This is a genomic window from Microvirga aerilata, from assembly GCF_016743775.1.
GTDB lineage: Bacteria > Pseudomonadota > Alphaproteobacteria > Rhizobiales > Beijerinckiaceae > Microvirga > Microvirga aerilata.
Map to the genome: position 1 here is coordinate 15,242 of NZ_JAEQMY010000038.1, position 24,036 is coordinate 39,277.

Consider the following 24,036-nt stretch of genomic DNA (forward strand, 5'->3'; position numbering starts at 1 on the left):
GCGGGGTCAGCCAGCGTCTCACGCGCCGGCGCTGGCCCGCTTTCTGACCTGAATGCGGCGCGCCGGCCTGGCGGCCCGCTGCGGTGACAGGCGGGTCTGCCAGCGACGGTTGAACTCCGCACAGTTCATGTAGGTGACCATCTGCCGGAGGTCGCCGTCGCCCATCTTTGGGATCGACTGCCGCTCCAGATGATAGAGCCCAGAACGCACATACACCTGCACCTCGGCGCCGAGCTGCTCGGCCCGCAGGCAGAGGTCCGCATCTTCGAAGTCGCCACGCTCGTACACCGAATCGAAGCCGCCCAAGGCCCGGTACAGATCCGATGAGAGCCCCATCAGGGCGGCCGTCACGGCCGGCGCGCTCCGGATGCTCTCGCCGCGGTAAAGGCTAAACGGCAAGCCCTTCATCGGGTGATCGGCCAGATGCAGGTTATTGACAGCGGAGGATGTGGGAAACGCCATGCCGATGTGCTGGATCGTGTTGTCCTCGTACAGCAGCGAGAAGCCCACCACGAGCTCCGGCTCGTCGGCCGCGCGCCGCGCCCGGATGGCCTCAGCGGCCTCCTCCAAGGGGGCGGAGTCCATCACCAGGATATCGGAGTTCATCAGGAACACCACGTCGCCGGAGGCTGCCATGAAGCCCAGGTTGTTGGCCCGACCGTAGCCGTAGTTCTCGGCATTTTGCAGCAGAACCGTCGGCACCGTGATCGAGGTGCTCCGGTTGCTCAGGGCGGCGAAGATTTCCGGCCAGATGCGTGGATCGTCGACCACCAGAACCAGCTCGAACCCCGGTCCCAGCACCCGCTGCAGGTGGTAGACGCAGTTCAGGAAGAAGGCATCGCCGTAAAACGGGATCACGATGGAGGTGACGGGCTCGTCCTCGGGCGTGGGCGGGCCGAACCGGAAGGTCTTGGCGAGCGCCTCGTTTTTCGGCACCGCCAGGAGCGGCCGGTAGACCGCATCGATGACTGGAGTCGGCAGCGCCAAAAGGTCGCCATAGGCCTGCCGGACGACCTGAAGGGCCTCGTTGTCGTCCCGGCGCACGCCGGCCCGGACTGGGCCGTAGAAGGTGGCCTGATCGCCCGCAGGGTCGCTCTCCAGGAAATAGAAGTCCAGGTCGCGGGGGGCGCTCGCAGCCGGGAGCACCGCCACGAAGCCGTGTGCGCTCGAGGCGGATTTGGCCGCACCGGTGCTTTGGAGATGCTCGTGGACGTCCTGGCGGGAGCGCAGCGCCAGGGACGCATACGAGGTCAGGGCGCTGAGATCGGCGGGAACAATGTGTACCTCCCGGTGGCCCAGATTGGCGATCCACCCGTCAACCACCAGGCCCGCGCCGCCGGCCACCACGCGGTCGAGGTGAAATGGCCCAAACTTCTCCGGTGCACGCACGCGGAGCGAAGCCCCAAGGGCGCTGGCGATCTCGGTGGGCCCGACCTCCTGGATCAGGTCGGCCACCGCGTGCCCCAAGGGGGTGGTGGCCAGCTGCTGCGGGGTGAACCGGGTGGCGGCGCGGGTGAACTCCTGGACCCCGCCCCGCTCATCGTGCAGGGAAACCAGGAACGGCCGGTCGGCACTGAAGGGGTTGGGCATCTCCGGGTCAGCCAACGCCGCCACATAGGTGTAGGCGCGGCGGGTGGCCTCTGCCGGCTTGATCCGGTCTTGGTTGATAAGGGCGATGGGATCAGCCGCTCCGGCATCCTCATCATCGGCCACAAGCCGCCAGGTGTCGCTGGAGGCGGCGAGCGTGATCTCGCCCTGAGTGACCTCAAGGAGGCTCAGGGAGTCCGGCTCCTGATCCGTTTTGATCGTGAAAACAGCGAAAACGATGCCCCACAGGACAAAGACTTCGTCAACCTCGGATATCATCATCGCCATGCCCCCGGACAGCAGAGAGTTATTTGTCGCGGCGCCGGTGCGCGCACTCTTCTGCATGTGTCGGGAGCAGTATTTGCGTGATTTGGTATGTTTAGGTCAAGGGCGATTACATGACTTCTTTGCCGCAGTGATGCTTATGTCACGCCCAAAAGCCTCCTGTGAGTTGTACTGTGAGAAATGGCGAAGCTAGACGCCGGCATGATCGAGCGCCTGCACGACATGGGTGAGGTCTACCGTCCAGGGCGCATGAGGCCCATCATCGTTCTGACGGCGTCCGAAGACGATCGTATGATGTTTGCCGCTCGAGCGCAGGAGATTGTGATGGGCATAGACCCAATCATGCCCAGCCTCAAGGTCCAGCACGAACTCGGCGTTCGATGCAAAAACACAGTTGAAAAGGCCGGATCCACCAGGACAAACAATAACTTTTGCGTCCCTGATCACCCGGATCTGGTCCTTGAGGCCCATGACTTCCGGCCTGATGATCTCAAATCCCCGGGAGATGAGCAGTGCGATGAGTTCGGCCTCATTGACGAGGGGGCGAATACTTTGGCCTTGACGCGAAAGGTAGATTTTTTCGTGTCTCGATGACTCGGCAACGCGCTTTGCCACGGTTTCGTAAAAGGACACGACCTCCTGATCGAAATATACGTCGACATTTCTGGGCGTCGGGATCACAGCATGGCTCAGGTGATACTGTCGGTGAGGCCAATGGTTCTTGATAGTAAGTTCAGAACCAAAGCAAAAATCCAAGAGCCCCTTCATCCATTTGGAGTTCTGGTACACAAATATCGGATGCTCTTGGTAATTCACACCAATAAGCTTAGGTATTATCCGGTAAATCCATGAACCATAATTCGACGGCTCATCGGAGGCCAAGCTTATGACGGCTTCATCCACATTGATGACGTCGCCATCCTCCTTCAGGAAGGCCGAATCCTCCAAGAAGACAGCTGTGTAATCCTCATAACTCCGACGCGCCTTGAACTTTCTTGCATAAGCCTCCCAGGAGAAGCCGTTCAACAGGCTTTCATCAAGAAACAACTTTCCTTGTTCTGTTATATAAGATCTGAAACCCATCAGGCGGACATTTTTCTCCGCCGCAATCTGAAAGGAGCTCGTCCGGCGCACAAGGTCAATCGGGCGGGCCAGATAGTGGGAATCCTCCGTGGGTGCGATCAGGAAGCCGTTCTGCGGCAGCGGTGAGTATTGCAGCGCGACGGGCTCGCTCACCGTAGCGAGATCGTCGGCACGCGCTGGTGAGACTTCAATGTACTTACTGAGAGTTGCCATGATTCAGCCTAGGAGCATGAAAGCGAGAGCGCTGAAGGCTGTCGCTAAGCCTGAAAGGATCCTCATAAGCGAAATTTGGCGACAATCAATTTGCAATGTCTGCGCACCAGTGTAATTGAGTCCCATCTGCATCAAGGGTTATCCCAATCTCAGGGGACTGGTCGGACGCTTATGCCACTCATCACAATGGATTTTGGCTCGTCAGGCTGGACCGGCGAGAGAAGCACAGGGTTGCGTCTCCCTTTGGCTCGAGGTCAGCTGACCCTGATCGACCGCTCTTACTTTGAGCCCCCGACCTCCGTTCAGGCCCACCTGTCCCAGCACACAACCGTGCAGATCGGTGCATTCTGCTCCATCTCCGGCGGGCGACTGGGCAACGTCTCGATCGGACGATACTGCTCAATCGCACCGGATGTGATGATCGGCGCCAATGAACACCCCACCGACTGGTTGACGACGAGCCGCATCGCCTATCAACCCGAACTGCACTCCTGGGCCGAGTTCCTGGCGCCGGAGCGGGTGCCGGAAATCGCAGCCAATCGCCGAGATCCGGGCGACATTGGGAAGATGACCGTCCTCGGGAACGACGTGTGGATCGGCCAGGATGTTTTCATCAAGGCTGGCGTCCGGATCGGGGATGGAGCCGTGATTGCGGCCCGCTCCGTTGTGACCCGGGATGTGCCTCCGTACAGCATCGTGGGCGGGGTCCCGGCCAAGGTGCTTAAAATGAGGTTCGATCCGCACACGATCAGTCGCCTCACAGCCCTTCAGTGGTGGCGTTTCTCGATTTTCGACATCTACGACATCAATTTTCAGACGATCGGAAGCGCCCTTGATGAGATACAAAGGCGCATCGACTCTCATCAGATTCAAGAATACAGGCCCAAGAAGATCACCCTTGAGGTGATTGCAGGGCTGCTCAAACGGTAACAGCATCATGGACATTGAAAACTATCAGAATCCCCTGTTTTCGGTTGAAAAGGCTAGCGAGCATGTCACAGCGGCCATGATCAATCTAATGCAGCTGACCTCGCGCGACGGCTTCTCAATCTCGAAGACTGATATCAAAACAATTGAGCAGGCCCGCGACGTAAGCATCAACACGATGCAGGACTTCTTCGCGGCGATGGTCGAGCAATCCCATGCACGCCTCTCCAATCTCTCAGAATTCGCTGGGATGAATTTCATCTCGCTGGGAGACGATTGCTTCAGCCGATCTATCCTCACTCGTTGGGGGCTCAAGAAGAGCGCTGCGCTCGGTGAGAAATCAATGCCGTTCGATCTGTCGGTGCATCCCTTAGAGACAATCCAGCACCTGATCACGCATGATTTTGCCGGGTATCTGGACCCGGAGAGCCTTGAGTACTGCCAAAACAAGAAGATTGTCTTGCATAAGAAGCTTCAGGTGACCTTCAACCATGAAGTTGGCGAGAAATATGCCAAGGACAATTATGCAGAACTGATCAATGTGTATTCGAAGAGGGTCGAGAATTTCCGAGCGGCTATCGCGCGCGCGGCTCCGATCACGTTTGTGTTCCACAATTCCGATCCCACACGCCAAAGCCCTGCTAGCGTTAAAAGTGCGTGGAGCAAGATCCGCGACCACCTCAACGTGGATGGCGTTTTTCTGACCTGTGTTAACACATGGAAAGCGGGCATTGTCGTTCCGACGTCATGTAACGCCGATGCCTACTGCGAGCTGAATGTATGTTACCCCTACACAAATTACGTCTGGCATTTGCCAAAGGATCAGTTCTCAGCAGAGGGCAGATTGTTTGAGAAGACGGTCGTATCCTACATCAAGGAAGCGGTGAGGTTGTACTTTAACAAAGAACCCACTTCTGTGTTGGCACAATCGGCCTGAGATTCACTAGCTAGCGTGCGGCGTTTAACTTGGAACCATGATCCGATCCTTCATACGCTTTCGTACGGTCCATGTCTCTGGCCGACACTGCAACCATCCCGAGAGAGTGCTGGACTGAGGCTAATATGACAATATCGAATGAACCCCATGATCTGCGCGCGAAAATTGCTTTAGCCTGGGATGACCCGGAGAGGCAACTTGCCCCGCGCATAGGTGAACCCGGCTACACCCTCCCGGACTTGGCAGATTTGCAATGGTACCCCCTCACGGAAAGCTTTGCGCCCACGCATGTGACTGTTCATGGGCCATCCGCTGACAACAACAATTGGATCGTTGTTCCTCCTGGATTCCAGCCGCCCGCTAGGTTGTACTTCCACCTCGCCGCGCACGCCCGCAACAACATCGTGATCATCGGGACCGACACAAACCTCGCTGGCGAGTGCTACCTTTACGGATCGAATGGAACGGTCATCATCGGGTCCGGGATCAAGCAGACGACCACGCTCCAGGTGCGCATGTGGAGCAGCCACCAACTTCTTCTTTGGGGAAAAGGCAGCACCACAAATGGCGTCCATATCCAAATCCAAGGTGAGAGCAAGCGTATCGTTGTTGGAGACGATTGTATGTTCTTTAACGGGATCTACATTCGCAACTCAGACATGCATCCAATCGTGGATATGCGAAACGGTAGTTGGTTGAACCCTCCCGGCAATGTTCACATTGAGCCTCATGTCTGGGTTTCGCAGGATGCTCTGATCCTCAAGGACACTCACATTGGATTTGGCTCTATCGTCACGGCCAAGGCGGTCGTCACCGAGGATGTGCCCCGGTTCAGCATGGTTGGCGGTATACCAGCTGCAGTCCTCAGAAGTGACGTATCCTGGGACCGACCAGAGTCGCCTCACTCATCTTTGATTGCCGACTTGAAAGAATTTGAGCGCCGCCTGTAAGGGGTAACAGTCTTCGGAACGGGGCCCACCTGCCGGGCCTGTATCCTTAAATGCCAGGGCATCGGACGATTTGTCGGACCCGCTTGGTTCTCCACCTCTGCCCAGCGGAGAGGGATAGCGCGTCATGGATCCGCTTTTCCGTCCGATGCTCTAGGAACAGACTTAAGCCGGATGCAGTGTTCTCCGGCTTATACCAACCGGCGCTGATGCTGATGCATTGGCCCAGTCGCGCAGACCGATGGATATGATCGGACATGCGCCAGGCTGAAAACCCCGAATGAGTCAGCCCTCACGCCGCTTGGTATTAGCTTCCGCTCACAAGATTCCAAACCCAGCAAATACGGCAAGCAGTCCAACTGGTGAAGATGGACTGCCGCGTCGAGAAGCTTGTTACAGGCACAGCAGACAGCCTCCGGCACCGTCTTGTCGCCATCACGTGTGCAATCGAGATGCCGCTTGCCCAGACACAGCCCCCCGTCAGCCTATCGATGAGGCTGTACAACGTCATGAGGCCGAAGATTGCCGTCTGGCTGGCCGAACCTACCAGCACAAAGGCCCGGCGCGTCGATAGTTGATCGCAAGGGTCTTTCCGCCAGAACGTATACTAACTATGCGAGTTACCCGAGTATGCGACTGAAAAAATTCGAAAGCACCTGACCGAAAGCTCCGGTGAGGGCGACAATAATCCCAGAGATTAGACCGAAAATGATTCCGTACTCGATGGCTGTAGAGCCTGACTCATCTGTGCGAAAACGTGAGAAAGGCTCGACTGAGTCCACTGGTGCAGCAGAACGCAGTGCCAAGATCAGCCAAAACTTCATGTGAGCTCCAAAGGGCAGGTACGCATCTGATCCTTGATCTTAATCTAATGGGCGTGGCTGTCTGTCAAAGGCTTGCTGCGCCGCACTACCCAGTCAGCCTGTCGATAAGGTTGTAAAAGCTCATAAGGCCGAAGATCGCCGCCAAGCCGGCCAAACCAGCCAGCACGAACGCCTCAAGCGTCGAGAGCTGATAGCAGCTGTAGTAGCCGAACAGCCGGCACCACAACTCCGCCCACTCGCTCAACTGACCCATGCTGTCCCCCGGATGGCCTTGACCACTAGCTTAACAGCTTATCATGGCTTTGAAAGCGGCTCAGCTGGCGAGGGAATGGTTACCCCCGCTTGAATATGTGCATACTTGAACCAGTTTGGCAGTAGAATTAATGGGGGCCGGCTATGGGGGCACAGGGGTTGAAGCCATCCCCGCACCAAACCACCGCAAACTACCCCTGAGGTCTAGCTTGGCAATTAACTATGCCAAGCGTAAGTTAGAAAAAGCGAATCTTAAAAGCTCAGGGAGTCAGGGGATGAATGAGCGTCGGTCGAGCAGGCGCTGGAACACGTTTCTTAACGGGCGGATTGTGTTTAACAACCGCTGCTCAGTGCTGAGTTGCACCGTCCGGGACCTGTCAGAAACCGGCGCCCGCATCTCCTTTGCAGATGTTTCAGCACTGCCGGAGGAGTTCGAGCTGGAGATCCCGAACAGGGGAATGCGGGTCTATGGCCGCCTGATGTGGAGCCGCGGCGCCACTCACGGCGTCATGTTCTTCGATAAGCTCAGGCCCTGGATGGATCCCCTGCGCACGGTAGCCGCCTAATACTTGTTCGTGGTTAAGGAGCTGCCTTAGGCAAACTGGTTGGGTTCATTCGGAAGAGCGATCCCATCCTGCCAGCGCAACCTTATCGGTTCCGGGCTGTTGTTCGAGAAATCAAAAATGCTGCGGACCGTGGCCTCCGGCTTGGTTTGGCGTTTTGTCGGCCCGGTGTGTTCCGGACCCTGTTCCTTGGCGTTTCCCGAGACACTCTTACTGTGTTGGCGGACCTGTCTGCTGCTGTGCATGTTTGAGAGAGCAGTTCCTAGCGACGCCTGATAGGGCCACCGTTGCGGGTCTGCTCCCGGCAGCCATCTCCGGAACCCTCATCGCCGTCTCCCGCTGTAAGGGAACGAGAAGAGGCCTGGTATGGAGAGACCGGCGCCCTGCTTATAGCGCCCCTGTCGCGGTGGTGGATGTCTGCGCCGAGTGGTTCTGGAACCCAGTTCGACGGCAGCTCGGCCTTCTCATGCGAAAGGAGGTTTCCGTGACGCCCCTTTACTCAGCCAGCGTCGTTGCGTCATCAACGTCCAAAGGGAGAGAGGCAGGTGAGGAAAAGCACAGCCCTCGTTGGAGGCATCCTGGCGCTCTTGTTAGGCGTCTGGATCGGGTGGACTGCCCGTGAGGTAGCGGCCTACGACAACTGCCTCGACCGGATCAACTACGACAAGGCGTTGTGGCACCTGTGCGATCAGAAGGAGCCGCGCACCCCATAAAGCTATTTGCGGGATACGCTGCGACCAGACCGGGAATTGCCCTCAAAGATGGCAGGTCGAAGGGGTGCTCAGGTCGTTCGCCACAGCACCCCCGTCACTAACCTCAGATGACGAAGAGGTCGTCGAACTTCAGAGCCAGTCCCTTCTTCAGCTGGGCGAACTCGACCGCCTGGCCCTTGCCGGAGCCGTCAGCATCGTAGGACAGCACGCCCGTCTTCTTGTCGTAGATGACGTAGTCGTCCTTGTCCTTGGCAGTGTCGAGCGCAAAGAACTTCTTGTTCAGCAGCTTCGGCTTCGTGGCTGTGCCCGCCCCCAGCTTCTTGAAGATGGCGTTGTCGAGCCAGAGGCTGTCGTCCTTCACCACAAAGTCCTTGATGGTGTCGAAGTTGACCGTCCGGTCGGTTTTGGACGTGCCGAGCTTGGTGGTGAACAGGAAGGCATCTGTGCCGGTGCTACCCGTCAGGTTGTCGTTGCCCAGCCCACCGTTTACGTTGTCGTTGCCGCCGCCGCCGTTGATGACGTTCTTGCCCTTGTTGCCCGTGATGGCGTTGTTCAAGGCGTTGCCGGTCAGGCTGATGTTGGCTGTTCCGGTTGCAATGAGGTTCAGAACACCTTCGGGGAGTGTGGAACTTGCTGTAGCTTCGATGGTCGTCGGGGGCGTGACCACCGGAGGCTCAGGCTGCGTGACAACTGGTGGTGTTACAACCGGAGGCTGCGGTTGAACAACCACTGGAGGCTCTGCCACCGGCTGTATGAACTGAGCCCGACTGAGAGTTGCGCCCGATGAAAATTGGAAGAACTCCAGCCCCGCCATAAATTGGGTGCTCTTCGTCAGGGTGTAGGTGACCTGCAAACCGTCTGCCGTCACCACGACTGCATAGTCGTTTTGGCTTCCAGCTAGAACGACCGTGTCCGTTCCAGCTCCGCCATCCAACTTGTCAGCTCCTCCACCGCTCGCCAGAGTATCGTTACCGGTGCCACCAGACAACACATCATCACCGGCTCCTCCGTTGAGCAGATCATTGCCGTCACCACCGTCAATGTTGTCTGCTCCGGCTTCGCCATAGATCGTATCATCGCCAGTTCCGCCGTCCACCAGATCAGCTTCGGTCCCGCCATAGATCGTGTCGCGGCCGTTGCCACCATCGATGATGTCGATACCCATTCCACCAAGGAGGTGGTCATCACCATCGCCGCCGTCGATGATGTCGACACCCGCTCCACCGTCGATCGTATCGTTTCCACCCCAGCCTGAAAGCAGATCCCGTCCTGCTGCGCCTGAGAGCTTGTCGCTCAGCGAACCACCGGTGAGACTATCGTTGCCGGCCCCGGCACTGAACTCGAGCCTCTCAACATTGACGATGGCGGTTCCATCGCTGCTGAACGACAGATAGCTGGGATCGGAAATATCGATCTCAAGTGACCGGATGGCGTCAGACCGATCGACGATGGCAAAGTCGATGCCTGCACCACCATCGAGCACTTCCGTCGGCGAGTAGCCATAGGCGATCGAGTAGCCGATAACCCCTTCCCCGAGCCGGCTGTAGAGAGTGTCGTCCCCGTCACCGCCACTCAGGGTGTCGCCGCCGACGCCACCATCGAGAGTGTCGTTGCCGCTGCCGCCGGACGCGATGTCGTTGCCACCACGGCCTTCGAACCGGTCGTTGCCTGCCCCAAGATCGATGTCATCGTCTGCGGCCCATGCATTCGGCGACGCGCCGGCATTGTCCCCCTGTCCGCCTAAGACGACATCATTGCCAGTGCCTAGAAAACCGGCAATTGCTTCCATGTTCTGGAACCGGGTATGATTTGCCGTCTGCAGCCCTGAGTTGCTCATGTCAATTATCTGAGCTGCACTGGTTGATCTGAGATCAAGAATGAGCCTGTCGTACCCGGCACCGCCATCAATGGTGGAAGCCACGGATGCAGCCTCGATCAGGTCTCGGCCGCTCGATCCAAGAATGCTCACCTTGTCTTGGGATCCCCAGTTCTTGAAACTCCAGTCTCCGAGAAAAGCCTCTGTATTTCCATCGAGTCGAATGGTCAGAGAGTTGACGTTGCTGTCACCGATAATTGTCCAGTTGGATACACCGGCTTCTGCCCCACCGAAGGTAACATTTGCCGCATTCTCGAAAACGAGCTGCTCAACGTCGATGATTTCGGTACCCCTGAAATCATTGTCTCCGAGCACGATGATCGTATCGATGCCATCGGACCCATCGAAGATCTCCCCGGCCTCTGCTTCATTCCAGCCGTTTCTAAAGAGGTCGTCGCCCTCACCTCCCATGAACGTGTCGACGCCAGTTTCGTTGTGAAGAACGTCGTTTCCAGCGCCGCCCTCGAGGTGGTCTTCGTCACTGCCACCCTGCAAGTCGTCGTCACCAGCTCCGCCGTACAACTCATCCTTGCCACCGGCGCCTTCGAGACTGTCGTTGCCGTCATCGCCGACGAGGGTGTCATTTCCTTCCCAGCCGCGCAGCTGGTTGGCGTTCAGATCTCCGGCCAGGATGTCGTCCAATGCACCGCCGTCCACGTTTTCTATCGAGATGAGCGTGTCGACATTGCCATGTCCGTCTTGGGCGGTGTGGGATGAGAGGTTAACATAGATCCCAAACGGTTCGCCCTGTGAACTGTCCGTGCCGTAGGTATCGGTGCCGTCACCACCATCAAGAGTGTCGCCGCCAGCTCCGCCAGTCAGGTAATCGTTCCCGCCACGTCCGGAGAGAAGATCGTTGCCGTTATCACCCGCGAAGCCATTCCAGCTGTCGTCGCCATAGAGCTTGTCATCATGAGAAGTGCCACTGACATGCTCGATGCTGCTCAGACGGTCGCCCTCAGCATCGCCGGTGTTACTGCTGGGATTGGCAAGGTCGAGTGTTACGCCGGCAAAAGCACTCCAGTACCCGACGATATCAAAGCCGTTGCCACCAGTCAGGGTATCGGCACCGGCCTGGCCCTCGAGGATGTCGTCGCCGTCACCGCCGTCAAGACTGTCGTTGCCTAGACCGCCATTGAGCGTGTCGTTGCCAAATCCGCCACTCAGTCGATCTGATCCAGCAAGCCCATTAAGAAAATTATCGTCCACGGAACCTGTGATCGTGTCAGTCTGATCGGTTCCGGTCACGGCCTCAATCGAGACCAAGGTGTCCCAAGCGCCAAACGAGTCGAGTGCGATACCTCCGCCAAGATTGACATTGACGCCACCTGTTCCGCCTTGCGCAACATCTCTCTCATATGAAACAACATCGAAGCCGTCCCGGCCGTCGAGGAGATCGTTACCCCCACGGCCTTCCAGCATGTTGTCCCCGGCGCTTCCTCTGAGGGTATCGGCCAGCATACTACCCCGGGCACGTTCGACATTCCTAATGGTATCTCTATAGCCCCAAGGGTCGATAGCCCATCCTTCTTCAAGATCGACCGTTGCCCCATGTGTTACCTGAGGATCGTTCGCCGACGCCGCGTAGGCCACCTTGTCGGTGCCATCACCCCCGTCCACCGTATCCATGCCCGCGCCGGGTGAGATGTAGTCGCCGCCGCCTCCTGTATTGAAGGTATCGTTGCCGTCGTGCCAGTCACCGAATGACTCTCGATGGTCACTGCCGATGTGGATGTCATTTCCGGCTAGAAGACTCAGCTCTGCTACACCAGTGCTGCCATTCAAATGAAACCAAAGATCGTGAAGCCCGGGCAGACTGAAGTTCAAGTTTCTAATGGTTGCCCAGGGCTGTAGATCAGCGCCGTACAAAGTAACAGAGTTGATCGCTCCTGCGATTGGAAGGCCCGTCTGCGGGTCGAATGCAAACCCAGTGCCTACCAGAACCGTAGTCTTACCATCGGCGTGCGTGTAAATGGCAGTTGTCGCAGACTTGACCCCCAGTTGGGCCGTGTATGGAAAAATCAAACCTGCTTCAAAGTCGAGCGGAGAAGCATTAAAAACCTGATATGTAGCCACGTTAGCCCCTATGTGTTGCGGCTTCTTGTTTATGAGAGCGGCCACCTTGAAATTAAAAATGTTCTGCGGGTGGATGCTCGATAAGGACCGTCGCAGGACGAGTATTGACCTTCAAGGGCTTGCATGGTCTCAGATCGATTTTGTTGGTGTTTGTTGCAGTGACGCTACGTCGCGATCACGGAATACGTTCAACGTCTGAAATGAGACTGGGTTTTTGTTAACGTGCTATTGACCAGATGATACGCCGCCATTCCGTGGGCCGCCTTCACCCTTATGATGGCATCATGCCACGGTGGTAGTTAAGCGCATCAATGGTCCGGAACCCGGAGGGGTGACGCCGGTGCCACCGCTCATCGTGTCGTTGTCGAGAACGCCGAAGGACGACTCCTACCCGGCATCAGTGCCGATAAAGCGGTCGGCAAAGCCCGTGCCTATGGCATTTTCGATGGAGATGAGGGTGTCGATTTCGGCGCTCGTGGGCAGACTGCCCATGCCTTGCCAAGCACGTCCCTGATCCAGGTCAATAGTGACATCGGTTGTGCGACTTTGGTCCCGAGAATAATCAACCAGATCAAAGCCCTCGCCGCCATCGAGCGTGTCGCTGCCGCCCCGTCCGCGCAACGTGTCGTCGCCGGCTCCGCCTGTCAGGGTGTCGTCACCATTCGTTCCAGTAAAGTCTGCCACAATTGCCCCGTTTGTGTTGTTGGCCGGATCGTAAACGGGGCAAAATCATGGCGTAACTATCCTTTAGAGGTATACGTGACATTTCGGGTCCAATCCCGCTGCGGCAAAATCTCACCTTGGGCAAATCTTCGCAGTGTGGCTCCTCCGACCGTACGTTTTCAGTGATGGTTTGCACGGACGCCGAGCCAGGTTGGTATCATTGTTGCGCCTTCTAGGATGGCAGCGGCGCAGCTGACAGTCCGGCCTGAGAGACAACATTGAGGGGCTGCCCGACGTTCAGCTGATGTCCGTTGGCAAGGTGCCGGTCACACTGCCGACCTTAATCCAACGGAAGGGGCCCCAAACACGTGCGGCCCCATACCGCGCATGTCGCTCAGCTTGGCCGGGGAGCCCCCGCTGGTTTTCCTTAACGAAGTTTAGTAGGCAGGGCGCGAAAATTCGCGATTCAACTATAAATGCGCGCCGCTAAGCTTAAAGCAGTGGCATCAGTGGGGCTTTCCGTGAGGGAATTTGGCGATATCGAGCAGGATCAAACCGGTCCTGCCCCCAACGAGGAACTCGACAGCACAGAGCTGTTTGAGGAACTCAGCCAGCTTATGGGTGAGACGCAGCCCCGACGTCGCTCCCCTCCTCCAGTACCAGCGCCGCCGGCCCCAATGGCATCAGAAGTGCCCCAAGCTACAGCCTCGGAGCCTCAGCCTGCTGTTTTCAGGCACGAGACTGTTGAGCCATCGCCGTTCGAGCCAGTCAGCACGATGGTCCAGTCCGACAGGGGTAAACAGGCCTCGCTTGATGGATCTGATATAGCGGATGATGAAGAGGCGCAGCCGCACCACCGGTCGATCTCTCCGGTTTCCGAGGTGCCACAGGTTGAACCATCGGATGGTCCTCCTGATCACTCTTCGCCCATTCGGGCGGAGCCCGCGCCCAGCGCTCCCCCACGTGGGGACGTAAGTGACAATGTGGAGGTTATCGACGAGATCAGCCGCTTATTGGAGGATGCTCAACCGCAGTCTCGGCTCGTTTCCCTGAAGCCGGAGGCCGCTGCACCAGTGGGCGCGAGCCCACTGACGGCCTCGGACGAGCAGGCGCCCAGCGATGTTCCTGATGCGGCAGAACCCACTGCAGCGGATATCAGTTCTGTGCCGGCCTCTCTCCTAGGCGACAAGCTGTTCGACCTGAACTGGTATGCCCCGCAGCACCCGGACATTGTCGGTGCGGGTTTGGATCCGTTCGAGCACTATCTCGCATACGGTGCGTTTGAAGGCCGTCGGCCCAATCCCTACTTTGATCCCTTGTGGTATTTGGAGACGTACCCAGAGGCTAAGGGCTCCGGACTGGAGCCGTTGACCCACTATGTGCGCTCCGGCGAGAGCGCTGGAAACCGCCCTGGCCCACTCTTCGACCCAGTGTGGTACCGCGACCGTTATGGTCTCGACGAGGCTGAGCTCGCGCTCGCTCATTACCTGGCCCGTCGGACCACCGGCAAAGTCAGCCCGATTCCAGACTTCGACGCGGAGTTCTACACCAAGGCGTACCCGGACATCGGGGCGGCCGGCATTGATCCGTTTGAGCATTATATCAATTACGGCTTCCGGGAGGGTCGCAATCCCTCGAAGGATTTCGACACCAACTTCTACATCAAACGCTATCTGCGCGGCTCCACTACGGAATGCCCCCTGTTCCACTTCCTGGCCCACCGGCACGAGCCTGGCATCTTTGGCCGGATGCCGGACGACGAGGCGAGCATTCCGCGAGAAATCAAGCGGTTTACGCGCCCGGGCCCGGACTTTGAGGAGTTCAAGCCTGTTGCCGTGACGGAGGCCAACCGCAAGGCTAAGCTGCTGGCCTATTATCTGCCGCAGTTTCACGCCTTTCCGGAGAACAACGCTTGGTGGGGCGAAGGCTTCACCGAGTGGACCAACATCGTGCGGGGCGTGCCCCGTTTTGCCGGCCATTATCAGCCTCGTGTCCCCCGGGACCTAGGCTTTTATAGCTTGGACACCACCGATACGATGCGGCGCCAAGTGGGGATGGCTAAGGCCGCAGGCCTGTTTGGCTTTGTGTTTTATCACTACTGGTTCAATGGTCGCCGGCTGATGGAAGCCCCAACTGAGCGCTTCCTTGCCGATGCCTCAATCGACATGCCCTTTTGCCTCATGTGGGCCAATGAGAACTGGACCCGCCGCTGGGACGGAGCGGAAAACGAAGTCCTGATCTCCCAAGACTACCTGGAAGAAGATGATGAGCGGCTGCTGGCCGATTTCAACCGCCACTTCCAGGATCCGCGCTATATCCGGGTCGAGGGCCGGCCGCTGCTGATGATCTACCGCCCGCGCCTGATTCCCGAAACGGCTCAGACCATGACGCGCTGGCGCAAAATGTTCCGGGAGCAGTTCCATGAGGATCCGATCCTCGTGATGGCCCAGAGCTTCAAAGACACCGACCCGCGCGTGTTCGGGATGGATGGCGCGATCGAGTTCCCGCCGCACAAGCTGACCGCGACGCTGCCGCCCATCACGAACACGGTCAATGTTCTTGACACCGAGTTCGAGGGCCAGGTCTATCGCTATGAGGATGTAGTTCAGGTTTCCCTGGAGGAGCCGGCGCCGACCTATCCGTTGATCAAAACCCTCGTGCCGAGCTGGGACAACGATGCCCGCCGGCAAGGTTCCGGGCTCACCCTTATCAACTCGACCCCCGCCAGATATGAGAATTGGCTGACACAGCTGATCGCTCGGGCCCAGAAAGCCCCGTTCTTTGGCGAGACCTTCGTGTGCGTAAATGCCTGGAATGAATGGTGTGAAGGCGCCTATCTCGAGCCCGATCTGCACTTCGGCGGCGCATACCTCAATGCCACCAGCCGCGCAGTCACGGGCGTGTCCCAGCGCACCAACGCGCGCGTTGTGCTGGTTGGGCACGACGCCTTCCCAAGCGGGGCGCAGCAGCTCCTTCTCAACATCGGGCGAACCCTGCGCGCGCAGCACGGCGTCGAGATAGAATTCCTGCTCCTCGGGGGTGGGAAGCTCGAGCGGGACTACATGGATCTAGCCCCCACCACCGTTGCCGCAGCGACGGCCGACGCCCTGCGCCACCTCAAGGCGCTGCAGGAGCGCGGCTTCACCACCGCCTTGGTGAACACCACCGCAGCCGGCCACATCATTCCTGGCGCGGCCGATCTTGGCTTTGCGACTCACCTCCTGGTGCATGAGCTGCCCCGGATCCTCCGCGAGAAGGATCTGACCGCCGGCGCCAAGGCGGGGCTCACGACCGCCAACAGCGTGGTGTTTCCAGCTCCTTACGTCCGCGACAAGGTGGCGGAGGCGCTTGGTCTTCCTGTAGACGAGCGCATGCAGATCGTCCCGAATGGCCTCTACAAGAACGTGAGCTTCTCGCCTGACGGCGCCCGGCAGATCCGTGCGGAGCTTGGGCTAGGGCTGGAGGACCGGCTAGTCCTGGGCATGGGCTATGCCGACATGCGCAAGGGCTTTGACCATTTCCTTGCCCTCTGGCGCTCGTTGAGAGATGGGGATGGCGACCTGTTGAGTCGCAGCCGGGTGCACTGCTGCTGGGTCGGTGGGATGGATCCGCAGCTGAAGGACTGGCTCGAGGTGGAGCTGGCGGACGCCCAGGCCACGGGCACCTTCCATTTGGCGGGCTACCAAACCGCTGTGACTGCCTATCTCTCGGCGGCGGATGCCTTCGTCCTGACTTCGCGCGAGGACCCCTTCCCGGCTGTGGTGCTCGAGGCCCTTAGTGCCGGCACCCCGGTGGTGGCCTTCGACCGCTCCGGCGGAATTCCCGATATGCTGCGTGAAACCGGTTTTGGGGCCGTTGTGCCCTATGGCGATGTCGGGGCTATGGCGGTGACCGTCCGCGATCTTATTGGCCAACCTCGCGGGCCTGAGACGCGTCAGCAGCAACAGGAGCTTGCCCAGACCGCCTTTGCTTGGGCGCCCTACGTGCAGCGTCTGTTGAGCCTGGCCCTGCCAGGACTGAAAACGGTCTCGGTGGCGGTGCCGAACTATAACTACGCCCGCTTCATGCCGGATCGGCTCGGCTCGATCTTCCGCCAATCCTATCCCGTGCACGAGGTGATCGTGCTCGATGACAAATCCACTGACGACAGCCTGCCGGTCATCCGGCAGACCGCTGACGAATGGCAGCGGCAGATCAAGCTTGTGCCAAATGCGCAGAACTCCGGGTCGGTGTTCGCGCAGTGGCGCAAGGCCGCCGAATTGGCCACCGGCGACTATCTTTGGATCGCTGAGGCGGATGACCTCTGCGAGCCGGACTTTCTCGCGCGCGTCATCAAGATGATGGACGAGGATCCCAGTGTCGTCCTCGGCTTCTCCGACAGCCGGGCCATCGACAGCGATGGCGCAGACCTGATGGAGAGCTACAAGGGTTATTATGCCACGGTCGAGCCCGGTGCCCTGAGCCGCAGCGGCGTCTTTGGCGCGGACGAGTTCGTCCGCCGGTACCTGTCGGTCAAGAATCTGATCATGAACGTCAGTGCCGTGGTCTGGCGCCGCGATGCCCTGCTCCGGGCGCTCGACCGCTGCGAGTACGAGCTGGATCAGTTCAAGGTCGCCGGTGACTGGCGGCTCTATCTCGACATCCTGGCGGAACCCGGGGCGCGGATCGCCTATGAGGCCACGCCCCTCAACACGCACCGGCGGCACACGGAAAGCGTCACCCATTCTCTGCGCACTGACCTGCATATCGCGGAAATCGAACGACTGCAGGCCCGCGCGACATGGGTGTTTCGCCTTGCCGAAGCCACACAGCGCGTGCAACAGGCCTACCTGACAGAAGTTACGGAATATCTCAAAAAGCCGCACCGATCCTGAATGGAAATCACCAGGGGGGCTGCCCCGACACTCTGCATTGCAGAGCGGGGCCGACCCTGGAGCCTCCGAGACATGAGGCCTGTTCGATCAGCGGCAGTAAAAGGTTTATACGATGGCACGAGTTCTTTTTGTGGGCGCACCCGTCAGTGATCCACCCGCGGACGCGAACACCCAGACGAAGTTCGATCAGACCGGCAAAAATACGGGTAACCTGCTGATCGGCCATGCCCTGCGCCGGGAGCTTGCGGTCGACTCTTATGCGTTCGGCACCGGCCATGACGCCCGTCAGGTCAATGAGAACTTCGACCTGATCGCTATTCCGGCGGCGAACTTCATCTACGAGCACTTCGATTTCGGCTACATGGCCGACTTCATCGAACGCACCACCCTCCCCTGCCTGATGGTGGGCTTGGGTGCGCAGTCGAGCAGCCTGACGTCGCTTGACCTCAATATCCCGGCCGGCACCCGGCGGCTGCTCAAGATTATTGCCGAGCGCTCGAACTCGATCGGCGTCAGAGGAGAGTACACGGCCTCGGTTCTAGAGCACCTCGGCATTACGAACGTCACGCTGACGGGGTGTCCCAGCCTGTACATGACCCTGGAGCCGGAGCTGAAAATCCGCAAGCGCGAGTCGGACGAGGGTGCTCTTCGGGTGGCCGTGAACGGCTCGAACAATGTCATTAAGCACTCATTTGCCCCCTCGTTCGCCGCCGACGTTGAGCGTCATTTGTTGGACACAGCGGTCAGGGACAACTACGCTTACGTGCTCCAGAACGAGTTTCCAGAGATTGACATTGTGCTCGGTCGGTCCACGGCAGACCAAGCGGCGCAAGCGTCAGGCGCGCTGCAAAGGATCGGCTCGCAGCTAGGCAGCAGCGCGTACACCGCCTTCCTGCAAAAGAGCGGCCGTGTGTTCTTCTCGGTCGACGAGTGGAGCCACTTCATCAGAAGAATGGACTTCTCCATCGGCACACGCTTCCATGGCAACATGATCGCGCTTCTGTCGGGCGTTCCGGCCTTGATCATTCCCCATGACACCCGCACGCTCGAAATGTCCCAGCTGATGAAGATCCCGCACGTGACTGTCGACCGAATCGGCAAGATCGACATCGCGCGCCTGTACGACAGCACGAGTTTCGACGAGTTTTCCCGCAATTACGCCAAGCTGTATCAGGACTACATTCGCTTCCTGGACCTCAACAACGTTGCGCACCGGCTGAACCCAGTTTCATCATCACTTGAAGTTTCCGCTAACTAACGTTGTGCGACACGTTTAGAATCGAGAGCAATGCGCCGAATGGAACAGCAATGATCGGATCCCCGATAATCCCAGACGCCATATTCGAGCAGGCGCGAAGCAACAAAGCCCGTGTCTTCTCGGCTCACGCCGGCGATGGCTCTTCAGGAGCCGAGAGGAAGAAGGGCGATATCCTCGCAACGCTTCAGCATACGCCGAAGTTTAAGCTTGATGCGACAGCCCCATTCTTTGCAATCGGCTCGTGCTTTGCCCGCAACATTGAGTTATCCCTCGCGCAGCAGGGGCTCCATTGCGTCACCAGTCAGTGTGTTTTCCCCGACGATTATTACGAACTGAGGGGCTTCGGCGCCCGAAACGGGGCTTTGAACGCGTACACGCCAGGGTCCATTATGGACCTCATTCGCTTTGCGAAGCGATCGGAGGCAGAAACAGTTGCGCTTCAGGATGTCGGTGACGGACAATGGGCCGACATGCTCATGTCGGGATTACGACTCCTGAACGATGATGAGGCCGCGTCCGCACGCAAGCAGTTGCTCCAAACATACCGAAACCTGCCTGACGCCAGAACCGTCATCATCACTCTTGGATACACCGAGAGCTGGCGAGAGAAGGCGACTGGTATGTTCATCAACCGTCCCCCTGCTGGGAATATGCGGCTGAACCGACGTGCGGGACACTATGAATTTCTCAACATGAGTGCTGAACAGATTTTAGGCGCGGTTCACACATCCGTGCAGGAAATCTACCAACAGACAGAAGGTCGCGCGAAGCTTATCCTCACCGTTTCTCCGGTTCCCTTGGCAAGCACCTTTACCGGCCAGGACGTTATCACCGCCAACGACTTTTCAAAGGGTGTGCTCTTAGCAGCGGCCCGTGAGGTGTCTTCTGCGTATGACTTTGTGGATTATTTCCCCTCGTACCAATATGTTATCCATTCCCACCCGGAGGCCGCCTGGGACAACGACGGCGTTCATGTCAAATACAGCCTCGTCAACAGGATCATGCAGCGGTTTTGTGAAATGTACTTTGATTGACACCTCCTGGCCGAGGGCAATCGTCAGGGGCTCCAGCGAAACTCCTGGCAATACCTGAGCTCCCTTGCTGTGGTGTCAGCGACCACGGTGACGCTTTGAGCCGTCTGATATGGGTCGAAATATAGAGCTCGGCTTCACGCCGCTTGCCCCTGAGACCATGCCATTCAACGGTCAGAACGGGCTGTTTGCGGGTGCCAAGCGGTTGGAGACGTTATGTCTCCGGGTCGTTACTGTCAACTTCTCGCTCCCGAATACACGCGGGAGATCTCTCGGCATCCAACTTCGTGCAGTCGACGTTGGGAACTCTGCGCAGCCTCTGCGGTGTCATCACCCGTCCGAAGGTTTGCTCGCATCCCGCCTGTGTAACGCCGCCAGGCTCTGGAGCCTGGGTGTGGACCACCTGAACTGACGATAACGAGTGAATGCTGTGCGAATTGCTGAGGACTGCATTGCTGAGGGTGCGCTTGAAGCGAGCCTGCGCGCGGTGCCATAAGCTGATCCAGAGCTGTGCGGAGGAGAGAAATTGTCGAGCCTGGAGTTGATTAGAACGATCGAAGCGGGCGCACCAAGTTGCCCACCCGGGCCTCTGCTCGAGGTAGATGGCCTGCCACCTGAAATCATCAGACTCCACGCAGCTGAAGGCTCTGTTGCGGATATAGCACTCTATCACGCCAAGAACTTTCAATACGGCGGTGCAGGTCTCCTGATGGTCGACGGCGAATTGTTTGTGGACCCTGCATTCAACCCAGATTATCTTGCCAGTTCTTGTAAGAGGCAGGTCCAAGCGGGCAACCCCATTTGGACCCGTGGGATGTTTGGGAGTGTTAATACTCTCAGGATCGCCGGACCGGTTTACGCTCCTCTGCATCCAAACATGGTCTATGGTCATTTCCTCCTGGAAATGCTTTCTAAGCTCATGATCATCCGATCATTATACAACGAAGGTATGCGACACCCGATTGCAGTGAGCAAGGCCAATCCACAATGGGTTACAGCATTTCTGCATCTCGTTATCCCAGATGCAAACCTTATATACTTCGATCCTGATACAACTGTTATCAAAGCAGATGCGTTTTTGCTGATTACGAGAGTAGATCGCGACGCTCATCTTCATCCATCACTCGCCGAACGGTTCAGAATGATCGCCGGTCTAGCAGGTTCTTCATCTGACGCCGGAGATAAAATTTACCTGTCTCGAGCAAAGCTAAGCAAGAATTTGAGCTGGCACTGGATCGAGGACGAAGCAAAGATCGAACGCCTGTTCGCTGAACGTGGCTTCCGGGTCATTTATCCGGAAAAACTCTCAATTGTGGAGCAAATTAAGCTTTTCAAACGCACGAATATTCTTGCGGGCGAATTCAGCTCAGCAATGCATAACGCGCTTTTTATGCCGAAAGGCTCAAGAGTATTCTGTTTGAATTGGATCAACGTATATCAAAGTCGAATTGCAGCCTTGAAACAACAGGCAGTATGCTTCGTCCCTGACCGAGATGGCGCGTTTCACGACTGGAGATCTCACGGAAGCCAAGGAATTGCGATGCATTTCGATCCTACGCGTGTCGGTCGTGAGCTCGACAAGTTTATCGAAGAATTTTCAGTAAACACCGCTGCGTGATGAATTTAAAACGGCTCTGCCTCGAAATCTAAAGATGCACGCTGTCTCAGAAGGGGTGGGGTGCCAATACCGTCTGGCACTTGACTTGGCACTTGGTATTTTGGTGTACCGCCTCGGTGCGATGTTGAGAACTTGTCCAGAGCAGCAGATGGGAGCAGTCAATCGTTTCGGCACGATGCATACTGGGCACCTTGCGCGCATAACTCTTCCGAAGACAACCGCAACGCATGCCCCATGTTGGATGACACTCGTGTTTCCGACACGCCGGTGTTGCCGACCCGGCGAATCGCTACACGCGACACCGACCGTCGCCTATCAGCTTCGAGTGCTATCTCTGCGCCCAAAACTGCTCCGACGTTTGCTGTGCGCCGCGCCAGCGCAGGTCAATCGATCCGAAGTCCATATGAGCCAGAGCCTCCCCACAATGGAACGCGGCAAATGCTACCAGAGCGCAGCGGTCTATCCCAGCCCTGGACAAATCAACTAGAGCATGCCTTTTGCCATTCATACTAAGCTCGACTTTGGCCAATCAGGCGGCTCGGCACAGCGCGTAAGTTAAGCATCGTTGCAGAGCCTGTGAGGGTTTTGGCATTTTGTGCCGGCGCCGGGACGTGAGTAAATCCGTTTCACGCCAGATGGCCTGCCGCACCGCAGCCAGAGCATCTGCAAACGTCGGATGAGACTTACGATACCAGCTTTCGACCAGAACAGCCGTGCGGGCACGCTGACCGAGTTGGCCTGCCAGCAGGGTCACGATGGAGAACAGCCCGAACAAGCACAGTGTGGTGCGGGCCACGGCTTTGTCCGACCATTGCCTTTGGGTCTCCACACCCAGGTGGGTGCGGGCTTCCTGGAAGGTGACCTCGATCTGCCAGCGCAGGATGAACCAGCGGATGATCTGCAGCGCACCCTGCGTGGGGTCAGTACAGAGGAGTGCCTGGGGCGAGAAGCGGCCGAGCGGATCGCGCACCAGCACCCAGCGGATCGGCACGACGGGCATGCCGCCATGACGCCACACCGCCGTCCCGGAGCAGAACTCAATCGTCCGATCCCCTTCGCCATACCAACCTGATACGGTGACCCGCCGCCAACGCGTGCTCGTCCGCTTCAGCACCTCAGACAGGTTCGGCAGGCGTGCGCCCTTGGTGCGGGGTCGACCGTTTGTTCCGGGACGGCGTGGTGGGGCCGGCTCATAGAGGGCAGCATCCAAGCGAAGCCGCGTGATGCAGATCACGCCGCGGCGGGACAGCGCCGCCAGCAGTTCGAGAGCCGCAAAGCCCATGTCAGCCACCAACACTAGCTCGCGCTCGGGCAGCCAACGGCGAATCTGTAGCACCATCTGACGGGCTCAGTCGGTCAGCTTCTTGTGCCGCTTTCCATGCTCATGGCAGTACCGCTCGGAGGGCGCTAGGGTGGTCAGGAATGGCAAGGCCCAAGTGCGGGCCGCCCACGGGATCGGAGCTAGGAGCATGAGGCTGAGCCAGCGCAGGCCCGAGGCTTTGACAAAGTGGGCATCGGACGAGCGCACCGGATCGCGGTAGATGCCTTTGGCGGCAATGCACTTGCCGCGGCGGCGCTCGATGGTGTCGTCGAGACCGAGGATCACCGGGCCGGCCGGGACAAAGGTGTCGATCAGCAAGCCAAGGAGCCGGTGAGCGGCGCGGCGGCCGCTCCATCTCGCGCGATTGAGGACGCCGTGATAGTTGACGAAGTGGCGCTCGCGGCTGAGGCCGGTGATGCGCAGGATACTAGTCACGATGCGCTTGCCGGGAGCCAGGATGGCTCCAACGAGCAGCACCTGGGCATGAAGCCAAGTTCGGTGGCGAAAGAGCGGCGCAAAGGCTACAATGATCGCGGCGAAGCGGGCGGGCAGATCCGGCATGGCGGCGTCTCTTGGCGGAAACGCTGCCAGTCTACCGCATCGTTCGCTTCGCCGCCTCGCGCTCTCAGTTCACCCGCCAAAATGGCCAAAGTCGAGCTAAGATACAGACTCTAATCGCTGCGGCGATCGACGACGTTCCTACTTCGGGGGTGAGAGTGTCGGCAAGAAGTCGTTGATCGAACATGGAGGGGTGCCTTGCGGCAGGTTTGGTTAAGCGAAGATGAGTGCCAGATGGATGGCGTAAACTTCACGGTGGGGAAATCTGACTTCTCGAAGCTCAAGACAACCGCTGATCGGGTGTGGGTTCTAAAGGGTCGCACCTTTTTTTGAGTCGGTATGACAGCTACTTCGGCACCACTCAGCCAACCAACGTTTTAGAGATTGGGATTTTCGGAGGTGGAAGCGCCCTGCTGTTTGCGGATAAATG

General features: G+C 58.3%; 15 protein-coding genes and 1 pseudogene. 9 read left to right on the forward strand and 7 right to left on the reverse strand.

Annotated elements, in window-relative coordinates; translation table 11 throughout:
- Positions 1–18: 18 nt before the first annotated feature.
- Entirely contained in the window at positions 19–1,869 is a 1,851-nt protein-coding gene (locus tag JKG68_RS20310; RefSeq protein ID WP_202063164.1) for a glycosyltransferase family 2 protein, read from the reverse strand.
- Between the two features lie 192 nt (positions 1,870–2,061).
- Positions 2,062–3,168, reverse strand: a complete 1,107-nt coding sequence (locus JKG68_RS20315; protein WP_202063166.1) for a glycosyltransferase family 61 protein — start codon at positions 3,166–3,168, stop codon at positions 2,062–2,064.
- 171 nt (positions 3,169–3,339) lie between these two features.
- Between JKG68_RS20315 and JKG68_RS34290 the strand changes: the two genes are divergently transcribed.
- The 3 genes from JKG68_RS34290 (at position 3,340) to JKG68_RS20330 (ending at position 5,982) form a co-directional block, all read left to right on the forward strand.
- Positions 3,340–4,098: a CatB-related O-acetyltransferase gene (locus JKG68_RS34290; protein ID WP_210346400.1), complete on the forward strand. Its 759-nt coding sequence runs from the start codon at positions 3,340–3,342 to the stop codon at positions 4,096–4,098.
- Positions 4,099–4,105: 7 nt separating this feature from the next.
- Complete coding sequence (locus JKG68_RS20325; protein WP_202063170.1) at positions 4,106–5,032, forward strand: DUF1796 family putative cysteine peptidase; 927 nt, start codon at positions 4,106–4,108, stop codon at positions 5,030–5,032.
- Between the two features lie 125 nt (positions 5,033–5,157).
- Positions 5,158–5,982, forward strand: a complete 825-nt coding sequence (locus tag JKG68_RS20330; protein ID WP_202063172.1) for an acyltransferase — start codon at positions 5,158–5,160, stop codon at positions 5,980–5,982.
- A 617-nt stretch (positions 5,983–6,599) separates the two neighbouring features.
- On the opposite strand, the gene JKG68_RS20335 is transcribed toward JKG68_RS20330, so the two are convergent.
- Both JKG68_RS20335 and JKG68_RS20340 read right to left on the reverse strand, forming a co-directional pair.
- Positions 6,600–6,803: a Flp family type IVb pilin gene (locus JKG68_RS20335; RefSeq protein ID WP_202063174.1), complete on the reverse strand. Its 204-nt coding sequence runs from the start codon at positions 6,801–6,803 to the stop codon at positions 6,600–6,602.
- Between the two features lie 85 nt (positions 6,804–6,888).
- The gene (locus tag JKG68_RS20340; RefSeq protein WP_202063176.1) at positions 6,889–7,056 is read right to left on the reverse strand and encodes a hypothetical protein; all 168 of its coding nucleotides are present in this window, start codon (positions 7,054–7,056) and stop codon (positions 6,889–6,891) included.
- A 274-nt stretch (positions 7,057–7,330) separates the two neighbouring features.
- Between JKG68_RS20340 and JKG68_RS20345 the strand changes: the two genes are divergently transcribed.
- Both JKG68_RS20345 and JKG68_RS20350 read left to right on the forward strand, forming a co-directional pair.
- A complete protein-coding gene (locus tag JKG68_RS20345; RefSeq protein ID WP_202063178.1) occupies positions 7,331–7,621 on the forward strand; it encodes a PilZ domain-containing protein in 291 nt (96 codons plus the stop codon).
- Positions 7,622–8,163: 542 nt separating this feature from the next.
- Positions 8,164–8,331: a hypothetical protein gene (locus JKG68_RS20350; RefSeq protein ID WP_202063179.1), complete on the forward strand. Its 168-nt coding sequence runs from the start codon at positions 8,164–8,166 to the stop codon at positions 8,329–8,331.
- Positions 8,332–8,434: 103 nt separating this feature from the next.
- On the opposite strand, the gene JKG68_RS20355 is transcribed toward JKG68_RS20350, so the two are convergent.
- Both JKG68_RS20355 and JKG68_RS20360 read right to left on the reverse strand, forming a co-directional pair.
- A complete protein-coding gene (locus JKG68_RS20355; protein ID WP_202063181.1) occupies positions 8,435–12,283 on the reverse strand; it encodes a calcium-binding protein in 3,849 nt (1,282 codons plus the stop codon).
- A 387-nt stretch (positions 12,284–12,670) separates the two neighbouring features.
- The gene (locus tag JKG68_RS20360; RefSeq protein WP_246515652.1) at positions 12,671–12,967 is read right to left on the reverse strand and encodes a calcium-binding protein; all 297 of its coding nucleotides are present in this window, start codon (positions 12,965–12,967) and stop codon (positions 12,671–12,673) included.
- 1,052 nt (positions 12,968–14,019) lie between these two features.
- Between JKG68_RS20360 and JKG68_RS20365 the strand changes: the two genes are divergently transcribed.
- From JKG68_RS20365 to JKG68_RS20380, 4 genes are all read left to right on the forward strand, one after another.
- Positions 14,020–17,820: a glycoside hydrolase family 99-like domain-containing protein gene (locus tag JKG68_RS20365; RefSeq protein ID WP_202063183.1), complete on the forward strand. Its 3,801-nt coding sequence runs from the start codon at positions 14,020–14,022 to the stop codon at positions 17,818–17,820.
- A 130-nt stretch (positions 17,821–17,950) separates the two neighbouring features.
- Complete coding sequence (locus tag JKG68_RS20370) at positions 17,951–19,078, forward strand: polysaccharide pyruvyl transferase family protein (protein ID WP_202063185.1); 1,128 nt, start codon at positions 17,951–17,953, stop codon at positions 19,076–19,078.
- 50 nt (positions 19,079–19,128) lie between these two features.
- Entirely contained in the window at positions 19,129–20,112 is a 984-nt protein-coding gene (locus JKG68_RS20375; protein ID WP_202063187.1) for a GSCFA domain-containing protein, read from the forward strand.
- A gap of 523 nt (positions 20,113–20,635) precedes the next feature.
- Positions 20,636–21,727: a glycosyltransferase family 61 protein gene (locus tag JKG68_RS20380; protein WP_202063189.1), complete on the forward strand. Its 1,092-nt coding sequence runs from the start codon at positions 20,636–20,638 to the stop codon at positions 21,725–21,727.
- A 529-nt stretch (positions 21,728–22,256) separates the two neighbouring features.
- Here the strand turns inward: JKG68_RS20380 and JKG68_RS20385 are convergent.
- A pseudogene (locus JKG68_RS20385) lies at positions 22,257–23,609 on the reverse strand (IS701 family transposase).
- Positions 23,610–24,036: the final 427 nt, after the last annotated feature.